This window comes from Rossellomorea sp. LjRoot5 (genome assembly GCF_964253455.1).
In the GTDB taxonomy this organism is placed as follows: Bacteria; Bacillota; Bacilli; order Bacillales; family Bacillaceae_B; genus Rossellomorea.
In genome coordinates this window covers 2538104-2550586 of the sequence record NZ_CAXUQN020000001.1, presented here as the reverse complement: position 1 = coordinate 2550586, position 12483 = coordinate 2538104, and the positions used below count along the sequence as shown (strand labels likewise).

At 43.4% G+C, this 12483-nt stretch carries 10 protein-coding genes; all 10 read left to right on the top strand.

The window, feature by feature from the left end:
* Positions 1 to 168: 168 nt before the first annotated feature.
* The 10 genes from ACSQ2E_RS13115 to ACSQ2E_RS13070 all read left to right on the top strand — a co-directional run bounded on the left by ACSQ2E_RS13115 (position 169) and on the right by ACSQ2E_RS13070 (position 12467).
* Positions 169 to 1617 (top strand): carbon starvation CstA family protein, encoded by a 1449-nt coding sequence (locus ACSQ2E_RS13115; RefSeq protein WP_435991154.1) that lies wholly within the window; start codon positions 169 to 171, stop codon positions 1615 to 1617.
* 421 nt (positions 1618 to 2038) lie between these two features.
* Entirely contained in the window at positions 2039 to 2929 is an 891-nt protein-coding gene (locus tag ACSQ2E_RS13110) for a nitrilase-related carbon-nitrogen hydrolase (RefSeq protein WP_435991152.1), read from the top strand.
* 84 nt (positions 2930 to 3013) lie between these two features.
* The gene (locus ACSQ2E_RS13105) at positions 3014 to 4369 is read left to right on the top strand and encodes an NAD(P)-dependent oxidoreductase (RefSeq protein WP_435991150.1); all 1356 of its coding nucleotides are present in this window, start codon (positions 3014 to 3016) and stop codon (positions 4367 to 4369) included.
* A gap of 24 nt (positions 4370 to 4393) precedes the next feature.
* Positions 4394 to 5680, top strand: a complete 1287-nt coding sequence (gene preA / locus ACSQ2E_RS13100; protein WP_435991148.1) for an NAD-dependent dihydropyrimidine dehydrogenase subunit PreA — start codon at positions 4394 to 4396, stop codon at positions 5678 to 5680.
* Positions 5681 to 5696: 16 nt separating this feature from the next.
* A complete protein-coding gene (gene hydA, locus ACSQ2E_RS13095) occupies positions 5697 to 7124 on the top strand; it encodes a dihydropyrimidinase (protein WP_435991146.1) in 1428 nt (475 codons plus the stop codon).
* A 132-nt stretch (positions 7125 to 7256) separates the two neighbouring features.
* Positions 7257 to 8729 (top strand): NCS1 family transporter, encoded by a 1473-nt coding sequence (locus ACSQ2E_RS13090; protein ID WP_435991144.1) that lies wholly within the window; start codon positions 7257 to 7259, stop codon positions 8727 to 8729.
* Positions 8730 to 8773: 44 nt separating this feature from the next.
* Entirely contained in the window at positions 8774 to 8983 is a 210-nt protein-coding gene (locus ACSQ2E_RS13085) for a hypothetical protein (RefSeq protein ID WP_435991142.1), read from the top strand.
* Positions 8984 to 9000: 17 nt separating this feature from the next.
* Positions 9001 to 9180 carry a hypothetical protein gene (locus tag ACSQ2E_RS13080; RefSeq protein ID WP_435991140.1) on the top strand — a complete coding sequence of 60 codons (180 nt, stop codon included), beginning with the start codon at positions 9001 to 9003 and terminating at the stop codon, positions 9178 to 9180.
* Between the two features lie 52 nt (positions 9181 to 9232).
* Positions 9233 to 10834: a PucR family transcriptional regulator gene (locus ACSQ2E_RS13075; RefSeq protein ID WP_435991138.1), complete on the top strand. Its 1602-nt coding sequence runs from the start codon at positions 9233 to 9235 to the stop codon at positions 10832 to 10834.
* A 166-nt stretch (positions 10835 to 11000) separates the two neighbouring features.
* Positions 11001 to 12467, top strand: coding sequence for a CoA-acylating methylmalonate-semialdehyde dehydrogenase (locus ACSQ2E_RS13070; RefSeq protein WP_435991136.1), 1467 nt, complete (start codon positions 11001 to 11003; stop codon positions 12465 to 12467).
* Positions 12468 to 12483 lie beyond the last annotated feature (16 nt).

The window sequence follows — 12483 nt, the reverse complement described above, 5'->3', positions numbered from 1 at the left end:
TTTTTAAGAATTGTACGCGGTTTCATTGTTGTTTAGATAGGCTTTATTTGAAACCATTGATGTTGATTTATTCTGAAAAAATAATGTTTTTAGAAAATTCTGTTGTTTTTTGTCGTTCTTCGTATTAGAATAAACGTTAATTTCAATTAGTGAAGGGAGGACATCGTGATGCTCACATTTCTTGCATCCATCTGTATTCTGGTAGTTGGTTATTTCTTATATTCAAAGGTGGTAGAAAAGATTTTCGGGATCGATGATTCAACTATCACACCTGCATATGCTAAAAAAGACGGCTTGGATTATATGCCCATGAGCTGGTGGAAGGCAAGTCTGGTACAACTCTTGAACATTGCGGGATTGGGTCCGATCTTCGGTGCGATACTGGGTGCTTTATATGGTCCTGTGGCATTTCTGTGGATTGTGATAGGGACATTGTTCGCTGGAGCCGTACATGATTATTTTTCCGGAATGCTCTCTCTCAGACATAATGGGGCACAGTTCCCGACAATTGTAGGGAAATATTTAGGGAAACCCGTTCAGTCTGTCATGAACATTTTATCCATCGTGTTAATGATCCTGGTAGCGGCTGCCTTTACATCGGGGCCGGCGCAACTTATGGCAGAGGTGACGCCGCTTAATTTTATGACCTCTCTGGTTATTATCTTTACATATTTTCTGATTGCAACTGTTTTACCAATCAATAAAATCATCGGTAGAATTTATCCGATTTTCGGAGCGATACTTATATTTATGGCGGTAGCAATTGGAATCGGATTATTCTTCTTTGAACATCCGGTCCCAAATTTAACATTTGAAAACATGCATCCAGGCGAACTGCCTTTATGGCCGCTCTTAATGGTCACGGTGTCATGCGGAGCCATTTCCGGCTTCCATTCCACTCAAAGTCCCATCTTGGCAAGGACCCTAAAACGGGAAAGTGAAGGTCGGAAAGTATTTTATGGGGCGATGGTAGCTGAAGGGATTATCGCGTTGATCTGGGCGGCTGCAGGTATGGCATTCTTTAATGGAACAGCCGGCCTGCAAGAAGCGTTGGCTTCAGGAGGACCTGCTGGAGTAGTTAATGAGATAAGTAAAACGACACTTGGGACTCTCGGCGGGATACTGGCAGTCCTTGGTGTCATCATTCTCCCAGTGACGACAGGGGATACAGCCCTCAGATCTTCACGTATGATGCTCGCAGATTTACTGAGCGATTTTCGGAAGAAAGAAATGGAAGGGAAATGGCTTCCCGGATTACTCGTCATCCCGGTTGCAGTGCCTACTTTCCTGCTGACTCAAATCGATTATACCTTTCTTTGGAGGTATGTGGGATGGTCGAATCAAGTAGTTGCGACTGTCATGCTATGGACCGCTTCCATCTATTTATTGCAGAAAGCAAAATTTCACTGGATTTGCAGCCTTCCCGCACTGTTTATGACAGGAGTGGTAAGTTCGTATATTTTCTATGCACCAGAAGGGTTCGGTCTATCCTATTCAGTTTCGATGGTTCTTGGAGCAATCATTTGGTTAGCCGTATTGATGTGGTTTATTGTACAAGTATTAAAGTACAGACCGGAAAGACAGCAGTCACTGGAAATGAAATCAGTCAATTCATAGTGTTAATCGAGGGAACAGCCTTTTCATTTGAAGAGGCTGTTTTTTTGTGCGTGTGCATTCTTTTCATAAAAGATAGGAATAAATGAAGGATTGTGAACTTTGTCGATTAAAAACTGAATTTTTATAAGATTTAGACAAATTATTCTACAAATTTCGCGAGGTACGTATGATACCGTATGAGAAACGGACAAGATGGCTAATTAAATAGATTATAATACATAACGACAAATGGTGAAGGTAGTTCATGTTACAGAATGTATAATGCAATCTATTTTAGTACGGGTTAAAATAAAGTGAAAATACTTAAAATTCAGAATTTATTTAGACGTAAGTGAAATCTAGTAAGTGTTTACATAGGAAGCAAAAAACAATGAAAGCGCTTACTATTTTATAAAAATCTTAACGTATGGGGGGAATTGGAATGTCAGACTTAGTCACAATCGGACTCATTCAGGCATCTCATGATGTGGACGGGAATGAAACAGTGGACGTCCATAAGGAGAAAGCAATAAAAAAGCATGTGGAATTAGTGAGAGATGCAGCGAAAAAAGGTGCCCAGATCATATGCTTACAGGAGATATTCTATGGGCCGTACTTTTGCTCAGAGCAAAATCCTAAATGGTATGACTCTGCAGAAGAAATCCCGAATGGACCTACTACAAAACAATTCCAGGATCTGGCCAAAGAACTGAGTGTGGTCATCGTTCTACCAATCTACGAGCGGGAAGGAATAGCAACGTACTATAATACGGCAGCTGTCATCGACGCAGATGGATCATACCTGGGTAAATATCGAAAACAGCATATTCCCCACGTGGGGGTCGGGGAGGAAGGATACGGGTTCTGGGAGAAATATTATTTCAAACCGGGAAATCTTGGGTACCCGGTATTTGATACGGCTTATGCCAAGGTAGGAGTCTATATTTGTTATGACAGGCATTTTCCTGAAGGAGCGCGTTTATTAGGATTGAAGGGGGCCGAAATTGTCTTTAATCCGTCAGCGACCGTAGCAGGGCTTTCCGAATACTTATGGAAGCTTGAACAGCCTGCTCATGCAGTGGCAAATGGGTACTATTTGGGAGCCATCAATCGTGTGGGGTATGAAGGTCCCTGGAATATGGGGGAATTCTACGGCCAGTCCTATCTGGTCGATCCGAGGGGAAGCTTTGTATCAGTTGGGAGCAGGGATCAGGATGAGGTGATCATTGGGGAAATGAATAAAAAGTTGTTAAGAGAAGTAAGGGACACATGGCAGTTTTATCGTGACCGGAGACCCGAAACCTATAACGATATGACGGCGTTACTTCCTTAACCAAGCAGGAACCGGTGTTTATTGTCATAAGGAGTGCTCCATCATTTTGATTCATTAATCGGAAATGAAGAGGGGGAAGTCAGTTTGTCCAACACACTTTCATTACTCAATCTGGAGATAAATTTTCAGGAAACCCATAAAGGGTTAACAGGCAGGGAGGCATTGGAGGAAGCAAATCGATGTTTGTATTGCTATGATGCACCATGCATTCAAGCATGTCCAACCAGTATCGATATACCATCATTTATCAAAAAGATTGCATCAGGGAATTTAAAAGGTTCTGCTAAGACAATCATGTCTGCAAATCCCGTTGGGGCGAGCTGCTCAAGGGTCTGTCCGACAGAGGAGCTATGTGAAGGAGCATGTGTACTAAATTCTTCAACCAAACCCATTATGATCGGGGATCTTCAACGGTATGCAACAGATTGGGCAAGACATAATGACACTGTGCTCTTTAAAGCGGGAGAGCCGAACGGAAAGAAAGTCGGAATCGTCGGAGGGGGAGCGGCAGGGCTTTCTGCAGCAAGAGAACTCGCGCGATTTGGATATGATGTAACGATTTATGAGGCTGAAAAAGAAGCGGGGGGCTTAAATACTTATGGCATTGTTTCGTTCCGCCTTCCTCAAAGCATTTCTTATTGGGAAGTGGAACAGGTGAAGAAATTGAATGTAAAGATCCGGACAAATGTAAAAGTGGGTCAGGATTTATCAGCCGAAGAAATCGCAATGAAACATGATTTTGTCATCCTGGCTGCAGGAATGTCTAGTGTCCCGGACTTAAGAATTGATGGAGAAGAGCTGACAGGTGTCCATGATGCCATTGAGTTTGTGAAAAAAACCAAAAGTGGCGTGTTGAATCACGAATACATTGGTAAAAAAGTAGTGGTGATCGGTGCAGGAAACACAGCTATAGATGGAGCCACTTGCTCTATTCGTCTAGGAGCAGAGAATGTGAAAATCTTATACCGACGTACAAAAGAAGAAATGACAGCTTATGATTTTGAATACGAATTTGCAAAGCAGGATGGTGTCGAATTCCGTTGGTTGACAGCTCCTCAAAGAATCATCGGGAATGAAAAAGGAGAGGTTACAGGGATTGAATGTATCAAGATGGAACTTGGCGAACAAGGGCTTGATGGAAGAAGACGACCCATTCCGGTAAACGGCTCCGAATTCATTTTGCCGGTTGACGTCGTCATTAAAGCCATAGGGCAGACCCGTCATCTTTCACTAATTGAACAATTCGGGTTGGAGCACTCTGAAGGGGTTGTGAAGGTTGACCCCGGGACTTTTCAAACGTCGAATCCTTCAATTTTTGCCTGTGGGGACATCGTATTCGGTAAAGGCATCGGGGAAGCAATGGTCGTTACGGCAGCAGAGCAAGGGAAGCAGGCAGCATACCATTTGCATGAGATATGTTCGAGAGTGAAAACGAGTTAAAACTGTTTAAGAGGGGGGAATTCCATGGCGAATTTAAGCATAGATTTAGCGGGGATCAAATCACCCAATCCATTTTGGTTAGCATCTGCGCCACCAACGAACTCAGGGTATCAGGTTCAAAGGGCTTTCGAGGCTGGTTGGGGAGGTGCGGTTTGGAAGACGTTGGGTGAACCTATTATAAATGTTTCATCCCGGTTCGCAGCAGTAAGCTTTAACGGTCAGAGGGTAGCAGGTTTCAACAATATCGAACTGATTACGGATCGTCCATTGGAAGTGAATTTAAAAGAAATATATGAAACCAAGAAGAGATTCCCGAATCACGCCATCATTGCCTCATTAATGGTGGAGCCGAAGCAGGAAAAGTGGCATGAAATCGTCAAAAAAGTTGAGGATGTAGGCGTTGATGGATTGGAACTGAATTTCGGATGTCCCCATGGGATGGCTGAAAGGGGGATGGGATCGGCCTCCGGTCAAGTACCTGAGCTGGTCGAGAAACAAACTTACTGGGCAAAGGAAGTGGCCAGGACACCGGTCATTGTAAAGCTCACACCTAATATAACAGATATTACCGTGACAGCCGAAGCAGCCGTTCGAGGCGGAGCGGATGCTGTCAGCATGATCAACACGATCAATAGTCTTGCAGGAGTGGATTTGGATTCATGGAACACCATTCCACATGTTGCCGGTAAGGGAGCTCATGGTGGATATTGTGGACCCGCAGTGAAACCTATTTCCTTGAACATGGTGGCAGAATGTGCAAGGAACCCGAGGATCAATGTTCCGATTTCAGGCATGGGGGGAGTGTCAAACTGGCAGGACGCCGTTGAGTTCATGCTCATGGGTGCTTCCGGAGTTCAAGTATGCACGGCTGCCATGCACCACGGTTTCAGGATTGTCGAAGATATGCTGGATGGATTGAATAATTATTTAGATGAAAAAGGAATTTCAAGCATTCAGGAGATCGTTGGTAAGTCAGTGCCTAGATTTTCCGATTGGGGTAATCTGGATCTGAATTATAGCGTAGTGGCCCAGATTAATAATGACGTGTGTATCAATTGCAATAAGTGCCATATTGCATGTGAAGATACATCTCATCAGTGCATTGATATGCTGAAGGATCCTGATGGAAACAGCTATCTAAAGGTGCGGGAAGAAGATTGTGTCGGATGTAATCTATGCTCGATTGTCTGTCCTGTTGATGGTGCCATAGACATGATTGAAGTTCCGAGTGGTCAAATGCCGATGACCTGGAACGAGCGTCAAACAGTCATGAGTAACCTGTCGGGCTCTAAAGTAAATGCAGTAAAATAACCCAGGAGGTACCGTAATGGAAAAAATCATACAAAATGGAACGATTGTCACAGCAACCGATACGTATAAAGCAGATATCCTGATACAAGACGGAAAGATTGCAGCGATTGGAAAAGGGTTTGATCCAGGAGAGGCTGAAGTGATCGATGCAAGGGGGAAATTCATTTTTCCAGGAGGAGTCGATCCGCATACACATCTGGAAATGCCATTTGGCGGCACGGTTTCAAAGGATGACTTTGAAACCGGAACCATTGCCGCTGCCTTTGGTGGGACAACGACCCTCATAGATTTCTGTTTAACGAAAAAGGGAGAACCTCTTCAAAGTGCCATCGATACATGGCACGCGAAGTCAAAGGACAAAGCCGTTATCGATTATAGCTTCCATCTGATGATTGGCGAGATCAATCACGAGGTCCTCTCTCAGCTGCCTGAAGTCATACAGCAGGAAGGCATCACATCTTTCAAAGTGTTTATGGCGTATAAAAATGTATTTCAGGCAGATGATGAAACCCTATTCAGGACACTGGTTGCTGCAAGGGAACTCGGAGCCCTCGTCATGGTTCACGCAGAGAATGGGGATGTCATTGAATACTTAACCGAGAAGGCATTAGAAGAAGGGAAAACGGAACCGATTTATCACGCTTTGACGAGGCCTCCTGAACTTGAAGGGGAAGCTACTGGCAGAGCGGCTAAACTAACGGGATTAGCGGATTCACAACTATATGTTGTACATGTTTCATGCTCTGAGGCCGTGGAACAGATTTCAGCGGCGAGGAGTAAAGGGTTGAATGTATGGGGTGAAACATGTCCACAGTATCTGGTGCTTGATCAAACTTATTTAGAACGCCCCAACTTTGAAGGGGCGAAGTACGTATGGTCGCCTCCACTCAGGGAAAAGTGGCATCAGGACGTCTTATGGAATGCTTTGAAAAGCGGGCAGCTTCAAACATTGGGATCTGATCAATGTTCTTTTGATTTCCAGGGGCAGAAGGATCTTGGGAAAGAAGATTTCACTAAAATTCCGAATGGCGGACCGATCATTGAGGACCGTGTATCCATATTATTCTCAGAAGGGGTTGAAAAAGGACGCATAAGCTTGAATCAGTTCGTGGATATCATGTCGACGAGAAGTGCGAAATTGTTTGGGTTGTATCCTCAGAAAGGAACCGTTGCCGTTGGTTCGGATGCAGATATCGTCATCTTTGATCCGGAAGCAGAAAGAGTCATCTCTGCTGTGACCCATCATATGGCAGCAGATTATAACCCGTTCGAAGGCATGAAGATTAAAGGCGAACCGGTTTCTGTATTATCCAGGGGTGAATATGTCATCAAAGATAAAACTTTTGTAGGGAAACAGGGTACCGGAAAGTATATTAAGAGAGCGAAATACGGTAACCTGCTGGTAAATGAAGAGAGTGCAGCACTTCAATCTTCTAAGAGCTGATAACCTTTATTGTAAAACATCCATCTTAATCTTAGAACGACTCCTCGCGAGCCGGGTGCAGGGACTGCGCCCACTCGCCTCTCTTGTGAGAAGATTGGTAAAGCTATTCGAAGCAAACAAAATGGGGTGTTCATGTTGAAAAGAAGTTACTTAAAGTCTCCTGATTTATTACCGATCAAAGAAAGTGAAAGGAAAGTTACAAAGCTTGGTTATTCCTTTATGTGGGTGGGGATGGTCGTCGTACTTGCAACATTCGCAATCGGTGGAGCCGGTGTCGTATCATTACCACTACCACTCGTTGTTTTAGCCACAATCATAGGTTCCCTTGCGATTGGATTATTTATTACCTTAACAGGCGATATCGGGATCGAACATGGTTTATCCTTCCCTGTATACATGAGAGCACCCTTCGGAACAATCGGGACGCATATTCCATCCGTGGTTCGGGGCCTGGCTGCTTCCATGTGGTTCGGAATCAACACATACTTCGGTGCCACGGCGATGAACGGAATTCTAAATATATTATCAGGTTTTGATAATTGGTTTGTGTGTTTCCTGATTTTTGCTATTCTTCAATTGGTGAATACGGCACTTGGGATTAAAGCTGTAGAACGTTTTGCGGACCTTGCCGCCCCAGTCATCATCCTCATCTCAGTCTGGATGTATTCGTCATTATCAAACTCCGCTGCCTCACAGGGAAGAGATATTTGGAGCTGGGTTGAAAGTCCGGTGACGGGGGCAGCCACATTTACTGCTTTCCTTGTTGTTATTTTTAGTAATATGGGATTTTGGGCAACACTTTCAGCAGATATTCCTTCCATTTCGCGCTTCATGAAGGCTCCAAGCAATGAAAGGAATTGGTTCAAGAGAAATCGGAGTGCACTCATTGGCAATCTAGTAGCCCTACCGATTACTCAAGCATTTATGGTATTAATCGGCGGTATTTCGTATATAGCCGTACTGAATTATGATCCTGTAGTCGCCTTACAGGAGGCAGCAAGTGGATTTGTTTTAGGAGTCCTCCTCCTGATGATCGTCCTGGCACAGTGGTCTACGAATATTGCAGCCAATATAGTACCTGCAGCCACCATTTTTTCAAATGTTGGGGGACCCAAGTTTCCTTTTTGGGCTGGTGTGTTAACAGCCGGAGTCGTGGGGACGATTGTTCAGCCCTGGAACCTTTTCGATATCATCATTCCTGTTCTGCTATTTGTGGGGGGGATTTTATCCTCAATCGTAGGAATATTGATATCAGATTACTATTTTATAAGAAAACGCCGGGTCAATGTGCCCGCCTTATATGAAGACAGGGGACAATTCAGGTATATGAAAGGAATCAATCTTGCGGGCTTCATATCATGGATCCTCGGGGCAGTCGTTTCATATTTCGTTCCTAACTTTTCATTTTTGGTTGGATTTGGTATAGGTGCCCTCTGCTATTACGTATTGGCTAAATATTGGTGGTTCAAAAAGTATGAGCAGGCCGAGCTTTCCGATCCCAGTGATGAGAAATATCTGGGAATGTCGGTAGGCCGTGATTGGATCATTGAAGATGCAGAAGAAAACGTTATCGAAAAATCCCCGACGGGCACGAGTTTTTCTTGAATAGGCTACAGAGGTTCCAAATAGGATAATGAAAGGGTGTCGAAATGTCCGATTATCAAGAGTTCTTAAGCGAAAGAGATAAGATTGATTTTCTCCTGCAAAAGGGCTTCAAAATAGAAAAGGTCACCGAAAATCTCAGTGGGGCTTTTGTAGTTTTTAAACATACTGAAAATAAAAGAAGCGCCACTTTGCATGTGAAAACGGCGAATGCACGAAAGTATTTTTCAAATCTTTTATTTCATACACATCATTGAAAGGGGGGCTAATCGGCATGGGTGATCTTCCCGCAGACAAAGTTTTGACGCTGTGCCCTGAAAGTATGCAAACGACAGATGAGTTAATACATTGGGTATTAACCGTCTTGTCATCGGATCACTTGACTGAAGAGCAATTAGTGAAGTGGTGGGGTGAGGAGATACAGTTTGCAATCCCCCATACTGAAGAAGAGTGAAGGATTGGTTCTGCCAATCCTTTTTCTCCACGCCAAATTGAAGGAGAGAAGGATGAAAAGTCATTTTTATTTTTCAGTGAAAGATATCCTGGAAAGAAAGTACTTTGAACATGCTAAGGTGATGGCTGGACACAGAGGTCTCTCAAGACAAGTAAAATGGGTCCACATTGTCGAAGTCACTTCCATAAAAAATCTTCTTAACGGGAACGAATTGATCCTATCGACTGGTCTTGCCCTGAAGGAGGAAGACAGTTTCCTCTCACTCATTCATCAGTTGGGAGCTTGTGAAGCAGCGGCCCTTTGTATCGAACTTGATACAAACATCTCTACCATACCAGCAGCTGTCCTGGAGTGGGCGGATGAATCTGATTTCCCCATCATTGTTTTTGAAAAAGAAGTTCCATTTGTCAGTATCACGCAGGATATACACGCCGTAATAATCAATCAGCAATATGAGATGATCAAGAAACTTGATTTCTACGCTCAGAACCTGAATAAATTGCTGCTGTCAGTCAAACACTGCAGGGATATTCTACAAATGTTACATACTGAATTGGATGTACCGGTACTTTTTCAGTTGAAAGAACAAGATGTAAAAGTTCATCCCTTAATGTGTTCGTATGAAGAAGAGCTTTTCCTACAAAACTACTATAAGCACAAAGATAGTAAGGATCATCATGTTGCTTCGACGAAAGTAATCCTTTTTGATCAGGAGTATGCAGAGCTGTGCATCTGCCGGTACAATCATCCGTTTAGTGAATATGAGCTCTTAATACTTGACCGGACGTCCACTGCCCTTGCTCAATATTTGATGAGGGAACTATATTTTGATGAACAAAAACGCTTGGAAGAATCAAAGTGGATTATGTCGTGGTTAAAAGGAGATCAATCATACGACAGACTTGCCACTTTCATGGAGAATCTAAACGTATCGATCCATGGGGGTGTCGTATGTATTTGCAAGACGAATACACTGGCTGAGAAAGAAATGCTTGATTTAACCTTTTTTAACCTTGTAACAAAAAGTATATTTGAGCAATATGGTTTCAAAGTGGTGCCAGAAAGGATAGATCATGATTTAATCTTCATTCTCCTAGATACCAGGAGAACCGGTGACTGGAAGGCCAGATTGATCAAAGCATATGAAAAGATATTAAAATCAGGATTTTTTGGAAAGTCGTCGCATGCAGTATTTGCCACCGGTAAATATCAACTCGAGATGATGGAAATTCATAGAAGCTATGAAACTGCGAAAGACACCCTTACATTTCGTGCGAAAGTCGATGTAGGAGATCATTATTATTTCTTTGATGATCTTCATTTATTCAGATTGATTTCAATCGTCAATGAGAATGTGAACATGTCGGAAATGATAGAAGAGTTTCTTTCCCCATTAATTGATTATGACCGGGAGCATGATGGGAATTTAATGAAGACACTTAAAGTTTTCCTGTCATGTCAGGGATCAAAGCAAGAAACCTCTAAAAGGTTATATATTGTGAGACAAACACTCTATCATCGACTGAAGAAAATAGAAGATTTGCTTGGTGAAGATTTCATGAGATCGGATAAACGAGTGGCAATCGAATTTCTATTGGCGGCTCATGATTATTTGCAACCTCTAAGCTTATTGAAGAAGACTAAGATACAATAAATCAAAGCTTTCAGCTATAGTGTCCAGCGGGATCCCTTGGTTATGTTACACAATGTCTAATGAATGACCAGACGTTTTCTTTCATAATGAAAGTATCCAGTATACAGAAAGTTCTGAATTTCTTTGGGGATATCTTATCGAAAAAAGTAACAAGGAGGAACTGAATATGACTGTAATAAAAAAAGATGTGGCAGTATTGAAAAATTATATTGGTGGTAAGTGGGTGGACTCCCTCAGCTCACAAACATTGGAAGTCTTGAATCCTGCCACGAATGAAGAGATTGCAAGGGTGCCGATATCTACTAAAGAAGATGTAGCGATGGCTGTGAAAGCTGCGAAGATTGCCTCAGGAACCTGGAAAAAGACCCCGGTGCCAAAACGTGCCCGAATCCTGTATAAATATCATTCATTGCTTTCAGACAATCACGATGATCTGGCCAGACTGGTTGTGCAGGAAAATGGAAAGTCATTCAAAGAAGCGTATGGGGAAGTTCAGCGTGGATTAGAATGTGTGGAATTTGCTTGCGGAGCACCCACACTCATGATGGGAGAGACCCTCAGTGGGATTGCGGAAGATATCGACTCTGAAATGTTTCGCTATCCACTCGGTGTTGTGGGGGGGATTACTCCATTTAACTTCCCTATGATGGTCCCGTTATGGATGTTCCCCCTTGCCATCGCATGTGGAAATACTTTCGTATTGAAGCCATCTGAAAGAACCCCGATCTTAGCCAATAGACTTGCAGAACTGTTAACAGAGGCGGGAATGCCTGACGGGGTCTTAAACGTGGTGCACGGCGCCCATGATGTGGTGAATGGCTTACTGGAGAATAAGGACATTGCGGCCATCTCATTTGTCGGCTCCCAGCCGGTTGCGAAATATGTGTATCAACAGGCCGCTTCACAAGGAAAGAGGGTTCAGGCACTATCGGGAGCAAAAAATCATCATGTCGTCATGCCTGATGCGGATTTCAATAAAGCGGCTGAACATATCATCAGTTCAGCATTTGGCAGTGCAGGGCAGAGATGCATGGCATGCAGTGCGGTTGTGGTGGTTGGGGACAATGAAGAGTTTGTGAAGGCTTTAAGTAAAAAAGCAGACGAACTATGTATAGGGAACGGAATGGATGAGGAAGTACTGCTAACTCCGGTCATTCGGAAGGAAAATCGGGAGAAGACTCTCGGTTATATTGAAAAAGGCTTACAAGAAGGAGCGTCACTCATTAGGGACGGCCGGAAAGAGATGGAAGACTTCAAGGAAGGGAACTTCTTGGGGGCGACGATCTTTGACCATGTGACACCAGAAATGACGATTGCGAAAGAAGAAATGTTTGCACCTATCCTCAGTCTTTTAAGAGCAGAAGATCTGGACCAGGGACTGGATTACATCCGCCAGTCAAGATACGGTAATGGTGCAACGATCTATACGAAAGACGCCGGCGCCGTACGACAGTTCAGGGAGGAAGCAGACGCAGGGATGTTGGGAATTAATGTGGGGGTTCCTGCGACAATGGCATTCTTCCCATTTTCAGGGTGGAAGGATTCTTTCTATGGAGATATGCATGTAAATGGTAAAGACGGAGTAAATTTCTATACTAGGAAGAAAATGATCACTTCTCGATTTGATTTTTAATCAGGGTTAGGAGGAA

Bases quoted from the DNA above. Each gene is read 5' to 3' on its own strand.
- ACSQ2E_RS13070 (WP_435991136.1), top strand. From the start codon at position 11,001: ATGACTGTAATAAAAAAAGATGTGGCAGTATTGAAAAATTATATTGGT.
- ACSQ2E_RS13080 (WP_435991140.1), top strand. From the start codon at position 9,001: ATGGGTGATCTTCCCGCAGACAAAGTTTTGACGCTGTGCCCTGAAAGT.
- preA (WP_435991148.1), top strand. From the start codon at position 4,394: ATGGCGAATTTAAGCATAGATTTAGCGGGGATCAAATCACCCAATCCA.
- ACSQ2E_RS13085 (WP_435991142.1), top strand. From the start codon at position 8,774: ATGTCCGATTATCAAGAGTTCTTAAGCGAAAGAGATAAGATTGATTTT.
- ACSQ2E_RS13090 (WP_435991144.1), top strand. From the start codon at position 7,257: ATGTTGAAAAGAAGTTACTTAAAGTCTCCTGATTTATTACCGATCAAA.
- ACSQ2E_RS13110 (WP_435991152.1), top strand. From the start codon at position 2,039: ATGTCAGACTTAGTCACAATCGGACTCATTCAGGCATCTCATGATGTG.
- ACSQ2E_RS13115 (WP_435991154.1), top strand. From the start codon at position 169: ATGCTCACATTTCTTGCATCCATCTGTATTCTGGTAGTTGGTTATTTC.
- ACSQ2E_RS13075 (WP_435991138.1), top strand. From the start codon at position 9,233: ATGAAAAGTCATTTTTATTTTTCAGTGAAAGATATCCTGGAAAGAAAG.
- hydA (WP_435991146.1), top strand. From the start codon at position 5,697: ATGGAAAAAATCATACAAAATGGAACGATTGTCACAGCAACCGATACG.